General features: G+C 70.7%; 19 protein-coding genes. 9 read left to right on the forward strand and 10 right to left on the reverse strand.

Annotated features, from left to right (window positions below):
- The first annotated feature begins 14 nt into the window (after positions 1-14).
- The 6 genes from F9C12_RS08965 (at position 15) to F9C12_RS08990 (ending at position 9,095) form a co-directional block, all read left to right on the forward strand.
- Positions 15-974 (forward strand): ABC transporter permease, encoded by a 960-nt coding sequence (locus tag F9C12_RS08965; RefSeq protein ID WP_409181534.1) that lies wholly within the window; start codon positions 15-17, stop codon positions 972-974.
- Between the two features lie 445 nt (positions 975-1,419).
- Positions 1,420-3,381, forward strand: coding sequence for a dipeptide/oligopeptide/nickel ABC transporter permease/ATP-binding protein (locus F9C12_RS08970; RefSeq protein ID WP_409466981.1), 1,962 nt, complete (start codon positions 1,420-1,422; stop codon positions 3,379-3,381).
- Entirely contained in the window at positions 3,378-4,337 is a 960-nt protein-coding gene (locus tag F9C12_RS08975) for an ABC transporter ATP-binding protein (RefSeq protein WP_409465519.1), read from the forward strand. The genes F9C12_RS08970 and F9C12_RS08975 overlap by 4 nt, the downstream gene beginning before the upstream one ends.
- Positions 4,334-5,263, forward strand: a complete 930-nt coding sequence (locus F9C12_RS08980; RefSeq protein WP_409465520.1) for a dihydrodipicolinate synthase family protein — start codon at positions 4,334-4,336, stop codon at positions 5,261-5,263. The genes F9C12_RS08975 and F9C12_RS08980 overlap by 4 nt, the downstream gene beginning before the upstream one ends.
- Positions 5,263-7,269 carry a beta-galactosidase gene (locus F9C12_RS08985; protein WP_409465521.1) on the forward strand — a complete coding sequence of 669 codons (2,007 nt, stop codon included), beginning with the start codon at positions 5,263-5,265 and terminating at the stop codon, positions 7,267-7,269. Before F9C12_RS08980 ends, F9C12_RS08985 begins: the two co-directional genes overlap by 1 nt.
- Positions 7,266-9,095: an exo-alpha-sialidase gene (locus tag F9C12_RS08990; protein ID WP_409465522.1), complete on the forward strand. Its 1,830-nt coding sequence runs from the start codon at positions 7,266-7,268 to the stop codon at positions 9,093-9,095. Before F9C12_RS08985 ends, F9C12_RS08990 begins: the two co-directional genes overlap by 4 nt.
- 35 nt (positions 9,096-9,130) lie before the next feature.
- Here the strand turns inward: F9C12_RS08990 and F9C12_RS08995 are convergent, their stop codons facing one another.
- The 3 genes from F9C12_RS08995 to F9C12_RS09005 all read right to left on the reverse strand — a co-directional run bounded on the left by F9C12_RS08995 (position 9,131) and on the right by F9C12_RS09005 (position 12,077).
- A complete protein-coding gene (locus F9C12_RS08995; protein WP_409465523.1) occupies positions 9,131-9,895 on the reverse strand; it encodes a sulfite exporter TauE/SafE family protein in 765 nt (254 codons plus the stop codon).
- A gap of 67 nt (positions 9,896-9,962) precedes the next feature.
- Positions 9,963-10,688, reverse strand: a complete 726-nt coding sequence (locus tag F9C12_RS09000) for a GntR family transcriptional regulator (protein WP_409465524.1) — start codon at positions 10,686-10,688, stop codon at positions 9,963-9,965.
- A 624-nt stretch (positions 10,689-11,312) separates the two neighbouring features.
- A complete protein-coding gene (locus F9C12_RS09005; RefSeq protein WP_409181542.1) occupies positions 11,313-12,077 on the reverse strand; it encodes an SGNH/GDSL hydrolase family protein in 765 nt (254 codons plus the stop codon).
- A 128-nt stretch (positions 12,078-12,205) separates the two neighbouring features.
- On the opposite strand from F9C12_RS09005, the gene F9C12_RS09010 reads away from it, so the two are divergent.
- Complete coding sequence (locus tag F9C12_RS09010) at positions 12,206-13,420, forward strand: nucleotide disphospho-sugar-binding domain-containing protein (RefSeq protein WP_409465525.1); 1,215 nt, start codon at positions 12,206-12,208, stop codon at positions 13,418-13,420.
- Here F9C12_RS09010 and glgC read toward each other — a convergent pair.
- The 4 genes from glgC to F9C12_RS09030 all read right to left on the reverse strand — a co-directional run bounded on the left by glgC (position 13,417) and on the right by F9C12_RS09030 (position 17,092).
- A complete protein-coding gene (gene glgC / locus F9C12_RS09015) occupies positions 13,417-14,634 on the reverse strand; it encodes a glucose-1-phosphate adenylyltransferase (protein ID WP_409181544.1) in 1,218 nt (405 codons plus the stop codon). The two genes, F9C12_RS09010 and glgC, sit on opposite strands and share 4 nt — an antisense overlap.
- Positions 14,631-15,788 carry a glycogen synthase gene (glgA, locus tag F9C12_RS09020; RefSeq protein ID WP_409465526.1) on the reverse strand — a complete coding sequence of 386 codons (1,158 nt, stop codon included), beginning with the start codon at positions 15,786-15,788 and terminating at the stop codon, positions 14,631-14,633. The genes glgC and glgA overlap by 4 nt, the downstream gene beginning before the upstream one ends.
- Before the next feature lie 66 nt (positions 15,789-15,854).
- The gene (locus F9C12_RS09025; RefSeq protein ID WP_409465527.1) at positions 15,855-16,610 is read right to left on the reverse strand and encodes a putative protein N(5)-glutamine methyltransferase; all 756 of its coding nucleotides are present in this window, start codon (positions 16,608-16,610) and stop codon (positions 15,855-15,857) included.
- Positions 16,607-17,092, reverse strand: a complete 486-nt coding sequence (locus F9C12_RS09030; protein ID WP_409181547.1) for a universal stress protein — start codon at positions 17,090-17,092, stop codon at positions 16,607-16,609. The genes F9C12_RS09025 and F9C12_RS09030 overlap by 4 nt, the downstream gene beginning before the upstream one ends.
- A gap of 209 nt (positions 17,093-17,301) precedes the next feature.
- Here F9C12_RS09030 and F9C12_RS09035 point away from each other — a divergent pair, with 209 nt between their 5' ends.
- A complete protein-coding gene (locus tag F9C12_RS09035; protein ID WP_409465528.1) occupies positions 17,302-19,374 on the forward strand; it encodes an AMP-binding protein in 2,073 nt (690 codons plus the stop codon).
- 1 nt (position 19,375) lies between these two features.
- Here F9C12_RS09035 and F9C12_RS09040 read toward each other — a convergent pair whose 3' ends face one another.
- The 3 genes from F9C12_RS09040 to F9C12_RS09050 form a co-directional block, all read right to left on the reverse strand.
- Positions 19,376-19,567, reverse strand: coding sequence for a hypothetical protein (locus F9C12_RS09040; protein WP_409465529.1), 192 nt, complete (start codon positions 19,565-19,567; stop codon positions 19,376-19,378).
- The gene (locus F9C12_RS09045) at positions 19,537-19,980 is read right to left on the reverse strand and encodes a hypothetical protein (protein WP_409465530.1); all 444 of its coding nucleotides are present in this window, start codon (positions 19,978-19,980) and stop codon (positions 19,537-19,539) included. Before F9C12_RS09045 ends, F9C12_RS09040 begins: the two co-directional genes overlap by 31 nt.
- Positions 19,981-20,291: 311 nt before the next feature.
- On the reverse strand, positions 20,292-21,176 hold the full coding sequence (locus F9C12_RS09050) for a LysR family transcriptional regulator ArgP (protein WP_409465531.1): 885 nt from the start codon (positions 21,174-21,176) through the stop codon (positions 20,292-20,294).
- Positions 21,177-21,216: 40 nt separating this feature from the next.
- On the opposite strand from F9C12_RS09050, the gene F9C12_RS09055 reads away from it, so the two are divergent.
- Positions 21,217-21,852 carry a LysE/ArgO family amino acid transporter gene (locus F9C12_RS09055; RefSeq protein ID WP_409465532.1) on the forward strand — a complete coding sequence of 212 codons (636 nt, stop codon included), beginning with the start codon at positions 21,217-21,219 and terminating at the stop codon, positions 21,850-21,852.
- Positions 21,853-21,908: the final 56 nt, after the last annotated feature.

The following is a 21,908-nucleotide window of genomic DNA, read 5'->3' on the forward strand; positions in this document are numbered from 1 at the left end:
GGGAGGGCCAGGAAGTGACAGTCGTCGTGCGGATGCTGGCCGGCCGCATCCTCGCCCTGATCCCGCTGCTGCTCGGCGTGATCCTGTTCGTGTTCATCGTGATGCGGTTCTCGCCGGTCGACCCGGCGATGGCCGCGTTCAACGGGGCCAACGCCACCGCCGACCAGCTCCAGCGGTTCCGCGAGCAGAACGGCCTGCTCGATCCGTTGCCGCTGCAGTACGTGCACTTCGTGTGGCATCTGCTGCAGGGCGATTTCGGCACGAGCGTGATCACCAAGGAGCCGGTGGGCCAGACCATCGCCACCGCGCTCCCGCTCACCGTGCAGCTGACCCTGCTCGGCCTGGCGCTGGCGCTCGTCGTCTCGGTCGTGCTCGGCGTGACCTCGGCGCTGTTCCGCGGCCGCTGGCCGGACCACCTCATCCGGTTCGTGACGCTCGCCGGCGTCGCCGCGCCCGCGTTCTGGATCGCGCTGCTGCTGGTGCAGTGGCTGGCGGTGGGCAAGGGCCTCTTCCCGACCAGCGGCTACGTCAGCCCGGCGGATTCGTTCTCCGGCTGGCTGAACTCGCTGACGCTGCCCGCGATCGCGCTGGCCGCACCGGTCGCCGCGCAGCTGACGCGGGTGATCCGCACGTCGATGGTCGAAGAACTCGACAAGGACTACGTACGCACCGCCCGCGGCGGCGGCCTCCCGCCGGTCGTGGTGGTCGGCCGCAACGTGCTGCGCAACGCACTGGTCAACCCGCTGACCGTGCTGGGCCTCCGGGTCGGCTACCTGCTCGGCGGCGCGGTGGTGATCGAGACGATGTTCGCGCTGCCCGGCATGGGCCAGAACATGATCCAGGCCGTGCAGGACGGCGACACCGCCAAGGTGCAGGGCTTCGTGATCACCATCGCGGCCGGGTTCGTGCTCGTGAACCTGATCGTCGACGTGCTCTACCTGCTGGCCAACCCCCGCCTGCGGAGCCGCTCGTGACACCCCGGCCCGCACCCTGCCGACCGCGAGCCGGGTCCGGCGGGTCCCCGACCTCCTCGCCCTCCCGAATCCTGCCGACCGCAGCGGCGAACCGAACCCGCCAGGCCCCCGACCTCCTCGCCCACGCAACCGCTCGCCACATCACCGCCCGAACCCTGCCGACCACAGCAGCGACCCGAATCCGCCAGGCTCCCGGCCCCCTCACCCACGCAACCGCTCACCACACTCCCGCCCGAACCCTCCCGACCACAGCAGCGAACCGAATCCCGCAGGCCCCCGAACACCCGAACTCCGGCAACCCCCTCGCCGACCACGCCCCCGATCCCCCTAGCCGTGCCCTCCCACCCCGCCAGCCCTCGCCCGCGGAGCCGCTCGTGACGCACCCGGCCCTCCCCCGCCACCGACACCATCACCCCGCCGACCCCCGTCCCCGGAGCCGCTCGTGATGCGCCCGGTCCTCCGTCCGAACCTGACCGCCCGGCTGTCGCGGCCCGGCGTGCGGTTCCGGCGGCTTGCCCTGCCGTCGTGGATCGCGCTCGGCGTGCTGATCGTGCTCGGGCTCGTCGCGATCCTCGGCACCGCCGCGGCCACGCACAACCCGGACCTGCTCAGCACCGACACCGGCGGGCCCAGCGCGGCGCACTGGTTCGGCACCGACCAGTCCGGCCGCGACATCTTCTCCCGGCTCGTCGCGGGCACCCGCTGGTCGCTCGCGATCGGGCTCGGCGCGACGCTGCTCGCGCTGGTCGCCGGGGTCGTCGTCGGGGCGTTCGCGGCGACGTCCGGCCGCCGCGCCGACGGCCTGGTCATGCGGGTCCTCGACGTCCTGATGGCCTTCCCCGGCATCGCGCTCGCCGCGGTGCTGGTGGCGGTGTTCGGGCGCGGCATCCTCGTGCTGATCCTCGCCATCGGCTTCCTCAACATGGCCCCGGTGGCGCGGGTGGTGCGGGCGAACGTGCTCGCGCAGTACGGCGAGGACTACGTAGCGGCCGAGCGGGTGATCGGCGCGAAACGGCTGTTCATCCTCGCCCGGCACGTCGCGGTCAACTGCGCCGCGCCGATCTTGGTGTACTGCACGGTCACCGTCGCGGACGCGATCGTCTTCGAGGCTTCGCTGTCGTTCATCGGCGCGGGGATCCAGCCGCCCGATCCGTCGTGGGGTTCGGTGCTGTCGGACGGCAAGGACCTCGTGCTGACCGGCGGCTGGTGGGCGACGCTTTTCCCCGGTCTGCTGATCCTGGCCACCGTGCTGGCGTTGAACATCCTCTCCGAGGGAATCTCCGACGCCTGGGCCGCGCCGTCGGCCCGCACCGCGAAGGCGGCTGAGGCGGCGCAGCAGATCGAATTGGCTCCCGAGGCCACCGCTCCGGTGCTGCCGCTGCGCGGTCTTCGCGAGGCCGGGCAACGGCTGGCCGCCAAGGCGCGGGATCTGTCGGGCCGGGAAACCGTGCTGGCGGTGGAAAATCTCGCGATCTCGTTCCCGGACCGGCACAACGGCGTGAACGTCGTCGACGGAGTGTCCTTTTCGGTCCGATCCGGCGAGGTGCTGGGCTTGATCGGCGAATCGGGCTGCGGGAAATCGCTGACCGCGCTGTCGATCATGGGCCTGCAGCCGGACGCCGCGCGGCTCAGCGGCGAGATCCGGTTCGCCGGCGCCGACCTGCTGACCATGAAGCCGAGCGTCCGCCGCCGGCACCTCGGGCACGACCTGGCGATGGTGTACCAGGACGCGCTCAGCTCGCTGAACCCGGCGATGACCATTCGCGCGCAGCTCAAGCAGTTCACCCGGCGCGGCGGCACCCGCACGCCGGAGGAGCTGCTGGAACTGGTCAACCTCGACCCGGGCCGCACGCTGCGCGCGTACCCGCACGAGCTGTCCGGCGGACAGCGCCAGCGCGTGCTGATCGCGATGGCGTTGTCTCGCAGCCCAAAGCTGATCGTCGCCGACGAACCGACGACGGCGCTCGACGTGACAGTGCAGGCGCAGATCATGGCGCTTTTGCTGCGGCTGCAGGAAGAACTCGGCTTCGCTCTGGTGTTGGTATCTCACGACCTCGCGTTGGTATCCGACATCGCCGACCGGGTGGTGGTGATGTACGGCGGACAGGTCGCCGAAACCGGCGCGACCGCGGCCGTCGTCGGAGCCCCGCAGCACCACTACACCCGTGGCCTGCTCAGCGCCGTCCTGTCGCTGGAAGAGAACGAAGCGACGCTCACCCAGATCAAGGGCGTCGTGCCCGCACCGGCGGACTTCCCGCCCGGCTGCCGGTTCGCGAGCCGGTGTCCCGCCGCGCGCGGGCACTGCTTCGAGGTCGCGCCCGAACCAGCGGGCGAAGGGCATCTCGTGGCCTGTCACTATCCCGCCGAGAGCCCGGTCGCCGCCCTGGCGGAAGGAGCACAGGCATGAACCTCGTCGAAGTCGACGGCGTGCACGTGGTGCACAAGATCCGCGGTTCGAGCCTGTTCGGACACGACCGGGTATACGCGCTCACCGACGCCACTCTGGCCATCGCGAAGGGCGAAACCGTCGGCGTGGTCGGGGAATCCGGCTGCGGAAAGTCCACTTTGGCCAAGGTGCTGGTCGGGCTGCAAAAGCCCACTTCCGGTACGGTGCGCTACGCGGGTCAGCCATTGTCCGAGCTGCGGCCGGCCGAACTGGGCCGCACGGTAGGCATGATCTTCCAGGACCCGTCGACCGCGCTGAACCGGCGGCTGCCCGTCTCGAAAATCCTGCGCGACCCGCTCGACGTGCACCAGATCGGCACCGCCGCCGAACGCGCCGAACGGGCCCGGGAGCTGATGCATCTAGTCGGGCTGCCGTCCAGTGTGGCGGACGCACTGCCGTCGCAGCTTTCCGGCGGGCAGCGGCAGCGCGTGGCGATCGCCCGCGCGCTCGCCTTGCGGCCGGCGCTGCTGGTGGCCGACGAGCCAACGTCCGCATTGGACGTTTCGGTGCGCGCGCAGATCCTGAACCTGTTGCTGGAACTGCGCGAACAGCTCGAACTGGCGATGGTGTTCGTCTCGCACGACATCCAGACCGTGCGCCGGATGAGCGACCGCATCGTGACGATGTACCTCGGCCGGATCGTCGAACAAGCCCCGGCGAGCGAACTGCCGCACCACGCGCATCATCCGTACACGCGCGCATTGTTCTCGGCGACGCCGAGTTTGCTGCGTCCGGTGGAACCGATTGTCCTCAGTGGACCCGTGCCGTCGGCGACCGCGCCGCCGCCCGGGTGCCCGTTCCACACCCGCTGCCCGAAAGCCACCGCCGAATGCTCGCTGGCCTTGCCGCCGCAGTCCGGGCCGGACGAGCACACCTATCGCTGCATCCACCCAGAAATCGGAGTGACTGCCTCATGACCGCGCCCGCGTTCGCCGGCATCATCCCGCCGCTCTGCACGCCGTTCCACGACGATTTCACCGTGGACACCGCGTCGCTGCGGCGGCACATCGAATTCCAGCTCGACGCCGGCGTGCACGGCATCTTCGTGCTCGGCTCGTCCAGCGAAGTCGCCTTCCTGCCCGACGACCAGCGCCGGATCACCGTCGAAACCGCCGTCGACCAGGTCGCCGGGCGGGTCCCGGTGCTCGCCGGCTGCATCGACATGACGACCCTGCGCGTCGCGGAGCATGTGAAGACCGCGGAGGCGGCCGGTGCGGACGCCATCGTGGTGACCGCGCCGTACTACACGCGCACGCACGTCGCGGAGATCGACCGGCATTTCCGGCTGCTGCACGAGCGGACGTCGCTGCCGATTTTCGCTTACGACATCCCGATCGCCGTGCACACGAAGCTCGACCGCGAACTGGTGCTGAACCTGGCCGCGGACGGGGTGCTGGCCGGGCTCAAGGATTCCAGCGGCGACGAGGCCGGGTTCCGGATGGTGCTGCAGCAGCGCCGCGAACGCGGGCTGGAGCGCTTCGCCGTGTTCACCGGCTCCGAACTGCTGGTGGACGCCGCGCTCGCGCAGGGCGCGGACGGCGCGGTTCCGGGACTCGGCAACGTCGACCCGGTCGGTTATGTGCTGATCTACGACCACTTCCGCGGCGGCAACCCGCAGGCCGCGCGGCGGGAACAAGAACGGCTGCTGACGCTGTTCAGCATCACCGACGTGGCCCCGCCGAGCCGGATGGGCCGCGGGTCGGCCGCGCTGGGCGCGTTCAAGGCGTCGATGAAAATGCGCGGATTCATCGACAACGCGGTGATGGCGCCGCCGCAACTCCCCCTCAACGACGACGAACTGCTGCAGATCAAGGGAAAGCTGGCGGAAGCGGGTCTCCTCTGATGGATCGGCTGTACTACGGCGGGGATTACAACCCCGAGCATTGGTCGCCCGACGTATGGGCGGAAGACCTGAAACTGATGGCCGAGGCGTCGGTTTCGATGGTGACGGTCGGGATTTTCTCCTGGGCGCAGGTCGAACCACGTCCCGGGGAATTCGATTTCGGCTGGTTCGACACGGTGATGGACAACCTCGCTTCCGGTGGCGTGCGAGCCTGCCTCGGCACCATGACGGCCTCGCCGCCGCCGTGGCTTTCCCACCGATATCCGGAAATCCTGCCGGTACGCGCTGACGGCACGCGGCTGTCCGCTGGCGCGCGGCAGCAGTTCTGCCCGTCCAGCCCGGTGTTCCGCGAACACGCCGCACGCCTGGTGGAACAGGTCGCCACTCAGTACGCCGGACATCCGGCCCTGGAAATGTGGCATATCGGCAACGAATTCGGCTGCCACATCCGCGCCTGTTACTGCGACGAGTCCGCGGTGGACTTCCGGCGCTGGCTCGCCGAACGCTACGGCAGCGTCGAAGCGTTGAACGAAGCCTGGAGCACGAGTTTCTGGTCGCAGCGGTACTCCGACTTCGCCGAGGTGCGGCCGCCGCGCGTCGCGCCGACCTTCCCGAATCCGGCACACCAGCTGGACTACCACCGGTTCTCCTCCGACGCGTCGCTCGGCTGCTACCTCAACGAGCGCGAGGTGCTGGCCCGGATCACCCCGGACGTCCCGGTGACCACGAACTTCGTCGGCCTGGTGCAGAAGTCGCTCGACTGGAACGAATGGGTGCCGCACGAGGACATTGTGAGCCTCGATTCCTACCCCGATCCATCCGATCCGCGCGGGCACCTGGAAGCCGCCTTCGCCTACGACCTCGTCCGGTCCATCAAGGACGGTCAGCCGTGGCTGCTGCTGGAGCAGGCGCCGAGCGCGGTGAACTGGCGCACCCGCAACAGCCCGAAGCCGCCGGGGACGATGCGGCTGGGCAGCTGGCAGGCCGTGGCGCGCGGCGCGGACGCGGTGTTGTTCTTCCAGTGGCGGCAAACTCCGGGCGGGGCCGAGAAGTTCCACTCCGCGATGGTGCCGCACGGCGGTCCGGACACCCGGATCTTCCGCGAGGTGCGCGACCTCGGCCGGGAACTGGCGTCGCTGCCGCAGCTGGCGGACAGCCGGGTCAAGGCCGACGTCGCGGTCCTGCACGACTGGGACAGCTGGTGGGCGCTGGAGCTGAACTCGCATCCGTCGGACGATCTCAGCCAGCTCGACGCGCACCTCGCGCATTACGCGCCGCTGTTCGACGCGAACGTCACCTGCGACGTCGTGCACCCGTCGCGCGACCTGTCCGGATACCGGCTCGTCGTGGCGCCCAATCTGTACCTGATGGACAGTGCGGTCGCCGCCAATCTCCGCTCCTATGTGGAGGGTGGCGGACATCTGGCGGTGTCGTTCTTCTCCGGCATCGCCGACGAGAACGACCGCGTGTACACCGGCGGTTATCCAGCGCCCCTGCGGGACATTCTCGGCCTGCGCGTCGAGGAGTTCTGGCCGCTTCCGGAAGGCGGCTCCACGACCATCGACCTCGACGGCGCGCCGGTCAGCGCGACGATCTGGTCCGAATGGATCGAAGCCGAGGGCGCGGACGTCGTCGCCACCTTCGCCGAGGGTCCGCTGGCCGGCCGCCCCGCGATCACCCGGCACGAGTTCGGCTCCGGGGTCGCGTGGTACCTCGGCACCCGGCCGGACGCGGAGGGCATGCGCACGCTCTTCCACCGCGTCACCGCCGACGCCGGAGTTTCGCCGGTGCTGCCCGGATTGCCGGACGGGGTGCAGGCGGTCGTGCGGCACGGTTCCGACGATTATCTGTTCCTGCTCAACCACAACGCTGAAGCTGTCACTGTTTCCCTGCCTTCGCCCGGTACAGATTTGCTCACCGATCCCGCCCAGCCATCGTCCGAAGTGGAATTGGCCGCGTACGGCGTGGCTGTCCTTTCCGGACAGTTCGGAACGGAGACCAGATGAGATCCGCCCTTCGCGTGGTGCTGGCGTTCGTGCTGCTGGCTTTCCTCGCCCCCGTCGGCTCGGCGCAGGCCGCGCCGCAATTCGACCAGAAAGCGCTCTTCAACCCGCATCAGGAAACCGGCTACGCGTGTTTCCGCATCCCGGCGATCGTCCGCAGCACGCACGGCACGTTGCTGGCCTTCGCCGAGGGCCGCAAGGACAACTGCGGCGACACCGGCGACATCGACCTGGTGCTGAAGCGATCCGCCGACGGCGGCACCACCTGGTCGCCGCTGCAGGTGGTCAACCGCGGCGGCGGCGACACCCACGGCAACCCAGTGCCCATTGTGGACACCAAAACCGGCCGGATCGTCCTGATCACCACGTACAACAAGGGCCGCACCGACGACAAGGGCTGCGACGTGCCGTGCCCGCGCACGCCGCACTCGCAGTACAGCACCGACGACGGCCGCACCTGGTCCACGCCGGTCGACATCAGCGCGCAGGCGAAGCTGCCCGCGTGGGATTCCTGGTACGCCTCCGGTCCGGTGCACGGCATTCAGCTTCAGCGCGGCAGGCACGCGGGCCGGCTCGTCTTCGGAGTGAACGCGGAACGCAGTGACGGCACCCATTCCGTCGAGAACTACGCCGGTCTGATCTACAGCGACGACGGCGGTTCTTCCTGGCACGTCGGCGCGGTCGACAACTACCTGCACCCAGTGGGCGGCACCTTCGTGCAAAAGCCCTCGGAAGTCAGCGTGGCGGAATTGCCGGACGGCACCATCTACGCCGGTGGCCGCGAACAAAGCGGCACCGACATCGGCAACCGCGACTACGCGTTGAGCCGGGACGGCGGCGCGACCTTTTCCCAGCGCTTCACCACGATTCCCGACCTCGTGACGCCGATGGTGCAAGGTTCGCTGCTGCGCCTCGACCGCCCCGGCGGCAAGCGGATCCTGTTCGCCTCGCCCGCCGACACCGACCGGCGGCGCTGGATGACCATCCGTTCGTCCTATGACGACGGTCGCACCTGGGAAAACGCCGACCAGGGAACGCGGATCACGACAGACTGGTCCGGCTACTCCGATCTGGTCCAGCTGAGCGGTCCGCAGGACAAGAACGCGAAGATCGGCCTGCTGTACGAGGGCGGCGCGGTGGACGCCCGCGACGAAATCCGCTTCGCCCGCTTCGACGAGAACCACCTTGGCTGGAAGCGTTCGCCGGGAGTGTCCACTCCGGACGTCGCAAGTGGACAGCCCGCGCGCATTCTTGGCGACGCCAGTTTGGTTCCCGGCAAGTACGGCAAGGCCGTCCAGCTGCAGAACGCCTTCGTGCGCGTCCCGTACTCGCCGACGCAACTGGTCGGCTCCGGCGACTTCACCTTCTCCACCTGGGTCAACTACGGTGCTTCGAAGGATCCGCAAGCCCTGCTGTGGCTGGGCGGCATGGGCTCGACCGCGCCGCAGCTGTGGCTGCGCGCCGAACCCTCGTCGCATCGGCTGATCGCGATGATGACCACGGCGGCCGGAAGCACATCGGTCACCACACAGTCGGCCTACGACGACCAAAAATGGCACCACGTGGCGCTCCAGCGCTCGGACGGTCAGCTTCGCATCCTGGTCGACGGCACGGTAGCCGCGTCCGGTCCGAACTCCCCCGGTTCGGTCACCCAGACCGTCTCGTTCCAGCTGTGGCTGGGCGAACGCCTGGACGGCGCGCAGCACCTGTCCGGTTCGCTGGACGACACGCGCCTCTACCGCCGGGCACTGTCCACTGTGGAGCTGGATACGGTCCGCGCCGGAAAACCCGTCTCCGGAGCGGTCCTGCAGCTGCCCTTCGACCGGTAACGCATCGGCTGAAGCCGGGTGGCGGCCACCCGGCTTCAGCCGTGCAACGCGAGATACGGCGCGATCCCGACCAGCACCGCGACGAGAACGGCTTTGAGCGTTTTGGCCGGCAGCGCGTGCGCGATCCGCCAGCCGAGCAAAACGCCCGCCAGCTCCGGAATCCCGACAATCGCCGCCAGCCGCCAGTCGATCGCTCCGTCCAGGACGTAACCGAGGGTGCCGACGCCGGCGATCACCACCGACTGCACCTGCGCCGCGGCGAGCGCGCCGAGCACCGGCATCCCGGCGACCACCAGCAACGGCACCGCCAGCATCGGCCCGCCGACCCCGACCAGTCCCGCGACCACCGCGACCCCGGCCCCGATCGCCCCCGCGACCGGCGTCCCGACGGCCCGCTCCCGTCCCTTGAACCCGACGAACACCGCCACGACCAGCGCGAACCCGCCAAGGACGATTCCGAACGCCTTAGCGGACACCCAGGAGTTCAGCAGCACCCCCAACGGCGTCCCCACTGTCGCGGCCGCGGCGAGAACTCCCGCCACCCGCCGGGTTTCCGGCTCCCGCAACTGTCCGGAACGGACGAACGCGGCACTGCCGAGAATCCCGGTGGCCACGTGCGTGACGATCGCCGTCCCGGCCACCTGCGCCGGAGTCAGCGAGGTGAAGACGAACAGCCCGACGGTCGCGAGCACCCCGCCCGGCCCGACGGCGGTGATGCCGATCCCGGCGAGCAACCCGGTCACGATGAGCGCCGCGATCACCTGGGCCACCACCGAAAGCCGCTCTCGCCCCGCCGGCACCCGCAGCCTGCCAATCGAATCACTCCCTCTCGGTGCACCGGCCGCCCCGGCAACCGATTTCGGCGGATCACCCCGGCCCCCGGTGCAAGGTCGCGCGCAAGGTGAGCCGGTCCGCGCGGATGTGCAGCCACTCCGCGTCCACCGGCCGCCCGTCCGGCAGCCGGGTCAACCGGTCGAGGGCGAACACCGCGGTCCCCGGCGCGATGTCCAGCAACGCGGCCGTGTCCGGCCCGGCGGACACCGCGTGCACCTCGACCTCCGCCCGCCCCAGCCGGATGCCGTTGGTCTCCTCCAGCAGCGCGAACAGGTCCCGGTGCGCCAAATCCTTGCCCAGCAACGGAATTCCCAGGTCGGCGACCAGATACGTCGAGTCCAGCGACAACGGCGCCCCGCCCAGCCGCCGGACGCGCTCCAGGTGCACGACCTCCTCCCCCGCCGCCAGGCCGAGACGCTCCGCCACCGCGGGCGGCGCGGCGACCGTCCCGGCCGTGCGCACCTCGTTCACGACCTCGCCGTGCCCCTCGAGCGCCTCGGCCAGCCCGGTCAACTGGTCGAGCCCGTGGCCGTACTTCGGGCGCACCACCACCGTCCCGACACCTTGCCGACGCTCGACCAGCCCCTCGTCCCGCAACAAGCCGAGCGCCTCCCGGACGACGTTCCGCGACGCGCCGAACCACTCGCCCAGCTCGCGCTCGCCCGGAAGCAACGCGCCGACCTCGCCCGCGACGATCCGCTGCCGCAACCCGTCGGCCACCTGCCGGGCCCGTTCCGCCCTCCGCTGCGCAGTCACCACGCCGGCGACGCTACCGGGGTTTGTATTACGCCGAGGTTACGCCACCCAGGTTGACCTGGGGAAACGTTGTGAGCAGCGGCAATGCGCGGCCGGGGTGCCGGTTCCGCCACCACGAGCTGGCAGAAGGCCGCCATCCGGCCGTCGACCGCCCGCCGGGGACGCGGGCCGATGACGACGCGCCGTCGCCCAGGTTGCGGGAACACCCGCGAGCAGCGACCGGCAGAAGCCCACCATCCAGCCACCGGCCGCCCCACCCGGCAAGCGGACCGCGACCCGCCCGCCGCCGCGCCTGCAACCCGTTCAGCGACGGCAAGGCCCGCTCGCCCGTCGCGGTCCCGAGTGCCGAACCGCCCCGGCGAGGTCGTGCCCGCCCTCCGCACGACCGCCGGGCCTCGGCAGCCCCCGATGCCGCCGCTCAACCGCCATCCGACCCCGCCGAACCCCAGCGCAGCCAGGCCAGATCAACCACCAGACCGCACACGGTCACGACCGCCGAACCCCGGCAACCCCCGCCAACACCGCAGCCCGGGAACGACGGCTCCCCGACGCCGCCGCTCAACCACCGTCCGGCCCCGCCGCACCCCAGCGCGGCCAGCCCGGATCAGCGACCCGACCCCGCACCGTTCAGCAAATACTCCCCAGACTCGACGTCCACCCCCACCACATCCCGTATTCGGCGAGGTTCCCCGCGTCGTTCAGGTGCACGTTGTCGGCCATCCACGGGCTCGGGTTCGGCAGATTCGCCGACCCGGCGGGCGGGATGTACTGCCGCAAATCGACGAGCGCCGTTCCCTTCGCGACCGCCGTCTGGTAGATCGCCGTGCCGTACTGCGACCAGAAGTACTTCTGCGTCTGCCCGCCCCACGGGTTGGGCGTCCACTTCAGCTCGGCGTAGATCGACAGCAGGATGTCCACTCCGGGCCGCGCCGCGCGGATGTTGTCGATGAGCTTGCCGAGGTTCGCCTTGAACACCGCCGGGTCGACCTGGGCGATCAGCTCGTTGCCGCCGAGGTCGACGAGCACCAGGTCGGGCTGGCGTTGCGTGAGGTCGGCGAGCGCGCCGGTCGTGTCGGGCCAGCGGCCGCCGGGGAGGTAGTCGGTCGCCATCGCGCCGTTGTGCGCGTAGTTCTTGGTCGTGGTGTTCCACTCGGCGTGGAGGTCGTTGGCGATTTTCGTGGTCCAGCCGTAGGTGGTCGGAGCGTAAGTGTCCGTCGTGGACTGGTAGCCCGTGGTGCCGTAGCCGGTGTCGGCGGACGTGCCGAGGATCGCCACCTGCTCCTTCTTGGTGCACCACGTACTGGTCTGGCCTGCGTCGGCGGCGACGGCGGGGGACATCGCGATGCCGAGGCCGACCAGGGTCAGCAATGCCGCGATACGGGATCTTCGCATGGGGGACCGGGCCTTTCCGGGGAGAGATGATCTGCGGATGTGTCGCGGCGGCGGCCCGGCGCGTTACCGGGGTTCGGAAACGGGAACCGGGATGCGGGGAGCGTCACGGTTCTGGCAGTCTCGGAGGCGTGAAGATCTTGTTCGCGTCCGCGCCCGGGTACGGGCTCACGCTGCCGCTGATCCCGGTCGTCTGGGCCGCCCGCGCCGCCGGGCACGAGGTGCTGCTGGCCACCACCGCCGAGATCGCCGAGGTGTCCGCGCGCGCCGGGCTGCCGGTCGCCGACGTCTTCCCCGGCCGCGACATCTGGGCCGACCTGCTGGCCACCGTCAAGGACGGCACCGCACCGGACCCGGACGAACCCGAGGAGTACCGGATCGCCCGGCGGCACCAGGGGCCGTTCGGCCTCTTCACCGCCGCGATGACCGAAGGCACCGTCGAAGCGGGCCGGGCGTTCGGCGCGGAGCTGGTCGTCTACCCGTCCGACCACGGGGCCGGCGCGCTCGCCGCGGCCGCGCTCGGCGTGCCCGCGCTCGAGGTCGGCAACCGGATCTCGTGGTCGACCCGCGACCTCTCGTGGCGCACCGAGCACGACGACTTCCTCGACGGCGAACTCGTCACGCTGATGCGCGAGAAGCTCGGCATCGGCGACGCGCCGGTGAAGGTCCTGGCCCGGATCGACCCGCGCGCGCCGAGCATGGGCGGGCTGCGGGCGGACGAGGAGCACCCCGACGAACGCGACGGCGTCCCGTGGTGGCCGATGCGGTTCGTGCCCTACAACGGCGGGGCCGTGCTGCCGGAGTGGGCCCTGCGGAAGCCGGAACGGCCTCGGGTGGCTGTCACGCTGGGCACGGTGGTTCCGGCGATGAGCGGGGTCAGCAGCTTGAAGGTGGTGCTCGACGCGCTCGGCGGGATGGACGTCGAAGTCGTTCTCGCGGCGGGCACCGCCGATCTGAGCGAACTGGGCGAGCTTCCGGGGAATGTCCGGTCGGTGGGGTACTTGCCGCTGTCGGCGTTTTTGCCGGGATGCGCGGCGATCGTGCACCACGGCGGGTCCGGGACCACTGCCGCGCCGTTGTTCTACGGAGTGCCGCAGCTGGTTCTGCCCAGCTTCGCGGACAATCCGATGTCGGCGGAGCGAGTGGTCGACCGGGGCGTCGGACTGAGCCACGATCCGTCCACTGTGGACGTTTTCACGGTGCGGAAGCTGGTGGCGCAGCTGCTCGAGGACGAGTCGTTCCGCCGCGCGGCCGCGGAGGTCCGGGCGGAGATGGGCGAGCAGCCCGCCCCGGCCGACGTCGTCGCGCGCGCGGTCGCGGCCCTCCGCGGGGAAGCCGCGGGCTAGATGGCCGTTTCCCCCTTGCCCAGCACGACGATCCCGAAGTCGCTGACGTGGTAGTGGCCGCGATCCCGGGCCAGGTCCACCCCGATGTGCGCTCCCGGCGGGACGACGACGTTCTTGTCCAGGATCGCGCGCCGCACCACCGCGCCGCGCCCGACCCGGGCGCCGTCCAGCAGCACCGAGCCCTGCACGACCGCGCCGTTCTCGATGAAAACGTCCGGCGACAGCACGGAATCCACCACCTGCGCGCCGGAGATGATGCAGCCGTTGCTGACGATCGACTGGGTCGCCGTGCCGCCTTCCACGAATTTCGCCGCCGCGCGCTGGCCGGGATGGGCCAGGATCGGCCATTTCCGGTTGTACAGGTTGAAAATCGGCTGCGTCGAAATCAAATCCGTGTGCGCGTCGTAATAGCTGTCGATCGTTCCGACATCGCGCCAGTAGCCGTGGTCCCGGTCGGTTTCGCCGGGCACCACATTGCCGTTGAAGTCGTAGACGGCCGCCTCGGATTTCTCCACCAGCGCCGGGATGATGTCGCGGCCCATGTCGTGTTTGGACGCCGGGTTCTTCGCGTCCTCGTGGAGCGCGTCGAGCATCACCTGCGTCGTGAACACGTAATTGCCCATCGACACGTACGATTCGTCCGGCGAATCCGGCAGGCCCGGCGGGTCGTCGGGTTTCTCCAGGAACGCGTCGATCTTGGTGCCGTCCTCGGTGCTGATCACGCCGAACGAACGGGCCTCCGCGCGCGGCACCCGGATGCCGGCGACCGTCACGCCCGCGCCGGACGCGATGTGCGCGTCGATCATCTGGCGCGGGTCCATCCGGTAGATGTTGTCCGCGCCGAACACCGCGATGTACGCGGGCGATTCGTCGTGCACCAGGTTCAGGCTCTGGTGGATCGCGTCCGCACTGCCCTGGAACCAGCGCGGGCCCAGCCGCTGCTGCGCCGGCACCGGCGTGACGTACTCGCCGGTCAGCGAAGACAGCCGCCACGTCGTCGAGATGTGCCGGTCCAGCGAATGCGATTTGTACTGCGTCAGCACGCAGATCCGGCGGATCCCGCCGTGCACCAGGTTGGAGAGCACGAAGTCGATCAGCCGGTGCACGCCGCCGAACGGGACCGCGGGTTTCGCCCGGTCGGTGGTCAGCGGCATCAGCCGTTTGCCCTCGCCGCCGGCGAGAACGATCCCCAGCACATCGGATCCGTCGATCACGAAACCCTCCCGCACGCCTCGTAAACCCCGACCGTCGCGGCGGCGATCGCTGCCCAGCCGAACTCTCCCACCGCGCGGTCCCGTCCGGCCAGCCCCAGCCGGGCGGCGCGCTCGCGGTCGGCGGCCAAGCCGTTGATCCCGCGCGCGAGCCCGGCCTCGAAAGCGCCGGGCTCGTTCTCGTCGTAATGCACCAGCACCCCGGTCTCGCCGTCGGCGACCACCTCCGGGATCCCGCCGACGTCGCTGGCCACCACCGCGGTGCCGCACGCCATCGCTTCCAGGTTCACGATGCCGAGCGGTTCGTACACCGACGGGCAGACGAACACGAGCGCGTGCGTCAGCAGCTGGACGACTTCGCCGCGCGGCAGCATTTCCGGAATCCAGTGCACGCCGGAGCGTTTTTCCTGCAATTCCGCGACCAGCCCGCGGAACTCCGCGTCCAGTTCCGGCGTGTCCGCGCCGCCCGCGCACAGGATCAGCTGCACGTCCTCGTCCAGCGCGGCCCCGGCACGCACGAGATGCGGCACGCCCTTCTGCCGCGTGATCCGGCCGACGAACAACGCGTACGGCCGGTTCGGGTCGATGCCGTGCTTCTCCAGTACGTCGGTGCCGGGATCGGGTTGGTACAGCTCGGTGTCGATGCCGTTGCGCACCACGTGCACCCGCGCCGGGTCGACGTTCGGATACGCGGCGAGCACGTCGCGCCGCATGCCGGAGCTGACCGCGATGATCGCGTCCGCCGCCTCGTAGGCCTCGCGCTCGATCCACGACGACACGCGGTAGCCGCCGCCGAGCTGCTCGGCTTTCCACGGCCGCAGCGGTTCGAGCGAATGCGCGGTGATGACGTGCGGGATGCCGTGCGCGAGCTTCGCGAGATGCCCGCCGAGGTTCGCGTACCAGGTATGACTGTGCGCGAGATCGTGCCCGACGAGCGCATCGGCCATCGAAACCGCGATGTCCATCGTGGCGAACGCGGGCTGGGCGTATCCGTGCGCGTCGCGGTGCCCGTGCGCGCCGTCCGGCCGGTCGGGGCCCCAGCAGTGCACGTCGAGGTCGACCAGCGACCGCAGCTCCCGGGCGAGGAACTCGACATGCACCCCCGCTCCCCCGTACACGTCCGGCGGGTACTCCCGGGTGAGCAGGCCGACCTTCATGCGTTGACCCTAGACGTCCCCACCGGACGCACGCAGTACGGAATGCGGGCGAATCCGGTTCGCCGCTCAGTGTTCGCGTTGTCCTACCACGACTGTCGCGCCGAGTTCGTCGTCTTCTTCGACGGACGCGACCAGCCCTGACCGGCGCAGTTCGGCCGTCGCGGCGGCCGCTTGACGTTCGCTGGCTTCGAAAAGCACGTGTCCGCCGGGCGCGAGCCACGCCGGAACCTCCGCGACCACGCGGCGGAAGACGTCGAGACCGTCGGCTCCCCCGTCGAGCGCGACCCGGGGTTCGTGGTCGCGTGCCTCGGGCGGCATGAACGCGACGTCGCCGGTCGGGACGTACGGGACGTTCGCGATCACCACGTCCACCCGGCCGCGCAACCGTCGCGGAAGAGGTGCGTACAGATCGCCTTGATAGACCTCACCAGGCACGTTGCGCCGCGCGCAGCCGACCGCGGCGGGCTCGACGTCCGCCGCGTGCAGTTCGATCCCGGGCACCTCGGCCGCGACCGTCGCGCCCAGCGCACCGGAACCGCAGCACAGATCGAGCACCACTGACCGCTCGTGCGCGAACCCGGCGGCCAGCCGGACGAGCAGCTCGGTGCGATGCCGGGGCACGAAAACGCCCGGCGCGACGACGAACCGGCGGCCGGCGAACTCCGCCCAGCCGAGGATGTGCTCCAGCGGCTCCCCGGCGACCCGGCGCTCGACCATCCCGGCCAGGTCGCCCGGTTGGCCCAGCAGGAGCCGCGCTTCGTCCTCGGCGAACACGCATCCGGCGGCCCGCAGCCGAGTGACGATGTTCTCGAAATCGCTCACGGCACCACGACGACCGGCCAGGTCGCCGCGCGCACCAGCCGGTTGCCGACCGAGCCGACGAGCCGGTGCCCGCCCTGTTCGGAAGCGCCGACCACGACCATGTCGGCGTTCGCCTCCAGCGCGGCCTGGCGCAGTTCGGGGAAGGTCTCGCCGCGGCGGACCACGAACGTGACCGGCACCTGCAGGTCGGCCGCCCGGTCGCGCAGTTCCGCGCGCAGCTGCTCGATCTCCTCCTCGAAGGTCTGCTGCTGCACGTCGACGACGGCGGCCGCGGCGAGCCCGGTCCACACCGTCGGCGCGGCCACGTACACCACGACCAGCCGCGCGCGCTGCCGCCGGGCGAGACCGCCGCCGTACGCCGTCGCCCGCAGCCCGGTCGGCGAAGTGTCCGCCCCGACCAGGATCACGCGCGGTCCGTCGGTGCCCCGTTCGTACGGGCCCGGGTCCCAGCTGGGTCCGTATTCCTCGACCAGTTGCTCCACCCGGCCCATTATGTCCGGAGCGCCGGAACCCGCCGGTCCGCGGCCGCCGCCGGCCCCGGGGGACCCGGCAAGAAAATTCCCATCTGGTTGGATTTCCCGTCCTTCGGAGTACCCCAGGCCCGCAGTGCCTGGTAGCGTCCCCGCAACCTGAACACGCGTCCGGGAAGGACCGGGGAGCCCACACGCGTGCGGCGGCGAGGCGGATCGCGATGCGAGACGATGTGGTCGAGGCGAGTGCGGTGGTCGGGCACCCGCCCGGACAGGTGTGGCAGATCGTCGGCAGTCCCGAGCTGTACCCGAGGTTCGTCCCGGCGATCAGCTGGTGCGAGGTCACCGTGCCGGCCGAACGCGGCCGCGGGCCGCACTGCCTGATCCGGCTCGCCCCGGACCGGGAAACCCTGGTCGAGGGCACGATCCACGCGGCGGTCTACCGGCCGGGCGAGCACGTCGTCTGGTGCGGGCTGCCGGACGAGCGCACCTGGGTGTCGGTCGAACTGCGGCCGGTCCCGCGCGGCGGCACCGAGATCGTGCTGCGGATGATGCTCCCGTCGCTGCCGCCGGAACACTCCGGCCTGCTCGCCCGCGGCACGGTGAAAGGCCTGCTCAAACAGCTGGCGAAGCGGATCGGGCAGCAGCTGTCCGGGCTGCCCGGCGACCCGCCGGAGCAGGAGCAGGCCACCGCCCTGCGCACGGCGAACACGCTGGTCCGCGCGGGCGTGCTGGCCGCGGGACGGCCGGACAAGATGGTCAAGCAGCTCAGTTCCCTCGCGCGCTGGGGCGCGACGCTGGCCGGCGGATACCTCGCCGCGGCCGCCCGCGGCGCCGACGACGTCGCGGTGCACGACGAGCGCAACACCCGCACGTTCGGCGAGATCGACGAGCGCAGCAACCAGCTGGCCAACGCACTGGCCGCGCTCGGCGTCGAGGCCGGTTCGCGGGTCGCGCTGATGTGCCGCAACCACGCGGCGATGGTCGAGGCGTTCGTCGGCTGCAGCAAACTCGGCGCCGACGTCATCCTGCTCAACACCGGCCTCTCCCCCGCCGCCGTCGAGGAAGTGCTCACGCAGCATCCGCCCGCCGCGGTACTGGCCGACGACGAGTTCGCGCCGATCATCGCGTCGGTGCCCGGCGAGTTCCCGCGGGTGAGCACGTGGGACGACGCCGACCAGGGCTACCGCACGCTCGACGAACTGCTCCAGGACGCCCCGACGACCCGGCCGAAGCCGAGCGAACGCGAGGGCCGGATCGTCGTGCTGACCTCCGGCACCACTGGCGCGCCGAAGGGCGCCCGCCGTCCGACGCCGAAGGGCGTGAGCACGTCGGCGACCGTTTTGTCGCGAATCCCGTTGCGGGCCAGGGGCAGGATCGCGGTGGCCGCGCCGCTGTTCCACAGCTGGGGCCTGGCCGCGATGCAGCTCGGCATGGCGCTGCGGGCGGAACTGTCGCTGATCCGCCGGTTCGACGCGGAGCAAACCCTGCGCACGATCGCCGAACACCGCTGCGACGCGCTGTTCGCGGTGCCGATCATGCTGCAGCGGATCCTCGACCTGCCCGAACGCGTGCGCAGCCGGTACGACCTGTCGTCGCTGCGGATCGTGGCGAGCAGCGGGTCGGCGATGCCGGGCGCGTTCGTGACGTCGTTCATGGACACCTTCGGCGACGTCCTCTACAACTTCTACGGCTCCACCGAGGTGTCCTGGGCGAGCATCGCCGACCCGGCGGACCTGCGCGCCGCGCCGACGTCCGCGGGCCGCTGCCCGCCGGGCACCCAGGTAGCGATCCTGGACGACGAACGCCGCCCGGTCCCGCCCGGCGACGAGGGCCAGATCTTCGTCGGCAACGACATGCTGTTCGACGGCTACACGAACGGTTCCAGCGTCCCCCGGGCCCACGACCTGATGGCGACCGGCGACGTCGGCTACCAGGACGCGTCCGGACGCCTGTTCGTCACCGGCCGCGCGGACGAGATGATCGTGTCCGGCGGCGAGAACGTGTTCCCGCGCCCGGTGGAGGAAGCACTGGCCGCACTGCCCGGGGTCCGGGACGCAGCCGTGGTCGGCGTCCCGGACGAAGAGTTCGGCCAACGCCTCGCCGCCTACGTCGTCCTCCGCCACGGCGCCCGCATGCACGCCGAAGACGTCCGGCACTACATCCACCAACGCCTCGCCCGCTTCGCCGTGCCGCGCGACGTCTACTTCGTACCGGAGCTACCGCGCAACGCGACCGGGAAGATCGTCAAACGACTCCTCAACGACGACCTCTGGCCCATCGCACAAAGCTGACTCACAACCGAGCCAACTGCCCCTGCGGCCCCGGGCTCGCCGCCGCGGCGGTCACACTGAACCGGCCCGGTCCGAAGGTGTCCTCGCCGGCCGGGCCGGACGAGATCTGCCGGATGCTCGCGCTCAGGTCGGCCTCCACCCCGCCGGGGAGCTTCAGCCGGATCAGGAACGGCAGCACCAGGCCGACGACCACGAGCCCGACGGCACCGGCGTGAGCGTCGTCAGCATGACGCCGGTGATCTTGTCCGGCAAGAAGAACGCGACCCACAACGCGATCAGCGCAGCGACCCCGACGACCACCACCACGACGCTGCCCGCCGTGCTGCTCCGGGTAATCCGCAGGCTTTCGCTGCGCTGCGCCTCGCCGTTCCCCGGATCGAGTTTCACGCACCGCCGCAGGTCGCGGATCGCCTTGCGCCGCTGCATCGGCTTGGCCGGGAAATCCCCGGCGGACTCAGCCAGCTGGTACCGCGCGACGGCGGCCACGAAGTACGGTTCGGCTTCGTTCGCGGCAAGGGAAATCGCCTCCTGCGCGCGGGCGAGCGCGTCGGCGTGGAACTGCCTGCCTTGGGTGGCGTCGCCGCGTTCGATGAGCAATTTGGCCACTGCGACCAGCAATTGCCATCGCGGAAGGTCGCAATCGTTACGGCGCAAGGCTTGCTGCAAGACGTCCTCGCCCTCGACGAAGTCCCCGGCCGACCGCAAAGGACTCCAGCGCTTCTTCCCGGCGGTACCGGATCAGCTGCGCCTTCCCCAGCGCCGGGTCGTCCGGGAACTCCCGCACCGCTTCGCGGCCCAGTTCTCGGCCTCGTCCAGTCGTCGCTCAGCCGGTCGATCGCCTCGGCGGTGGCCGGTCCCGTCACTGGAGATCCTCTCGGCCGGAAAAGCCCGCGCGGTTCTGTCTGCCGATCCGCCCGTTACGGCCCGAGCGCGCGCCCGGCCGCCCGCCCCACCGCCTCCGCCACCGCGGCCAGCGCGGGCGAGTCGAGCTTCCACTGCTGCCAGTACAACGCCACGTCCACCGCCCGGTCCGGCGCGAGATCCGTCAGGTCCCGCCCGGACAGCTGCAGCTCCGGCACCATGCCCCAGCCCAGCCCGGCCGCCACCGCGTCCACAAAGGACACCGACGCCGGGACGTAGTGCCGGACCCGGCTCGGCAGCTTGCGCCGGGTCAGCCTGCGCAGGAACCGGTCCTGCAGATCGTCTTTCCGGTCGAACAGCACGGCCGGCGCGGCGGGCAGCCGTTCCGCCAGCGGGCCGCCGTCCAGCCAGCGGCGCACGAACTCCGCCGACGCCACCGCCCGGTACCGCATCGTGCCGAGCCGGCTGACCGTGCAGCCCTGCACCGGCTGCGGCGTCGCGGTGATCGCGGCCATCACCAGCCCCTCGCGCAGCAGGGCGGCGGTGTGGTCCTGGTCGTCGCTGCGCAGGTCGAACGAGACCGGCGGTTCGGCGGGCACCTCTTCGAGCGCGGACAGGAACCAGGTGGCCAGCGAGTCCGCGTTGACCGCGATCGGCAGCGTGGCCGACCGGCCGGGGCCGCCGAGGCCCAGCTCCGCGCGCGTGTCCGCTTCGAGCCGGGTCAGCTGCCGCGCGAACCGCACCAGCACCTCGCCGGATTCGGTGAGCCGCACGGGTTTCGACCGCAGCACGAGCACCCGGCCGATCCGCTGTTCCAGCGCCTTCACCCGCTGGCTCACCGCGGGCGGCGTCACGTGCAGCACCGCCGCGGCGCGGTCGAACGACTGCTCGTCCACCACCGCGAGCAAGGTGCGGACCTGGTCGAGCGGAAGATCGGACATCACGATCGCTTATCTTAGTTCAGAATCTTTACCTGGATTAATGCCCGCGGGCGCTTCTACCGTCGGCGGGGTGATCGCTGCGCTCAGCGCCGGATTCGGCACCGGCATGTCCCTCATCGTCGCCATCGGCGCCCAGAACGCCTTCGTCCTCCGCCAAGGGCTGCGCGGCGGCCTCGTCGTGCCGGTGATCCTCGTCTGCACGCTTTCCGACGCGATCCTCATCGCCGCCGGGGTGAGCGGGATCGGCGCGGTCCTGCAGCGGTGGCCGTCGGCGCTCCAGGCGATCGCGATCGTCGGCGGGCTTTTCCTTGTCGGGTACGGAATTCTCGCCGCGCGCCGCGCCTTCCGGCCGGGCACGCTGACCGTCTCCCCCGCGGACCTGTCCTCGCCGAAGCGCACGCTCCTCACCTGCCTCGCACTCACCTGGCTCAACCCGCACGTCTACCTCGACACGGTGCTGCTCGTCGGTTCCGTCGCGGCCGGACACGGGGACGGCCGCTGGCTTTTCGGCATCGGCGCGGTAGTCGCGAGCGCGGTCTGGTTCACCGCGCTCGGGCTCGGCGCGCGCAGGCTGTCCGCCGTCTTCGCGCGCCCCACGGCCTGGCGAATCCTGGACGGGGTGATCGCGGCGACCATGATCGCGCTGGGCGGCGCACTGCTGCTGCACCGGGGATGAATCGGCGGACTTCGGGCGAACGAGACATTTAGTGTTGCTAATAACTCTGAGTCAGA

This window comes from Amycolatopsis sp. GA6-003 (assembly GCF_046267895.1).
Lineage (GTDB): Bacteria > Actinomycetota > Actinomycetes > Mycobacteriales > Pseudonocardiaceae > Amycolatopsis.

What these genes read in the sequence shown, in the direction of transcription:
- F9C12_RS08985 (WP_409465521.1), top strand. Translation starts at nt 5,263, where the DNA reads ATGGATCGGCTGTACTACGGCGGGGATTACAACCCCGAGCATTGGTCG.
- F9C12_RS08980 (WP_409465520.1), top strand. Translation starts at nt 4,334, where the DNA reads ATGACCGCGCCCGCGTTCGCCGGCATCATCCCGCCGCTCTGCACGCCG.
- F9C12_RS08990 (WP_409465522.1), top strand. Translation starts at nt 7,266, where the DNA reads ATGAGATCCGCCCTTCGCGTGGTGCTGGCGTTCGTGCTGCTGGCTTTC.
- F9C12_RS08975 (WP_409465519.1), top strand. Translation starts at nt 3,378, where the DNA reads ATGAACCTCGTCGAAGTCGACGGCGTGCACGTGGTGCACAAGATCCGC.
- F9C12_RS09050 (WP_409465531.1), bottom strand. Translation starts at nt 21,176, where the DNA reads ATGTCCGATCTTCCGCTCGACCAGGTCCGCACCTTGCTCGCGGTGGTG.
- F9C12_RS09055 (WP_409465532.1), top strand. Translation starts at nt 21,217, where the DNA reads ATGCCCGCGGGCGCTTCTACCGTCGGCGGGGTGATCGCTGCGCTCAGC.
- F9C12_RS09035 (WP_409465528.1), top strand. Translation starts at nt 17,302, where the DNA reads ATGCGAGACGATGTGGTCGAGGCGAGTGCGGTGGTCGGGCACCCGCCC.
- glgA (WP_409465526.1), bottom strand. Translation starts at nt 15,788, where the DNA reads ATGAAGGTCGGCCTGCTCACCCGGGAGTACCCGCCGGACGTGTACGGG.
- F9C12_RS08970 (WP_409466981.1), top strand. Translation starts at nt 1,420, where the DNA reads ATGCGCCCGGTCCTCCGTCCGAACCTGACCGCCCGGCTGTCGCGGCCC.
- F9C12_RS09005 (WP_409181542.1), bottom strand. Translation starts at nt 12,077, where the DNA reads ATGCGAAGATCCCGTATCGCGGCATTGCTGACCCTGGTCGGCCTCGGC.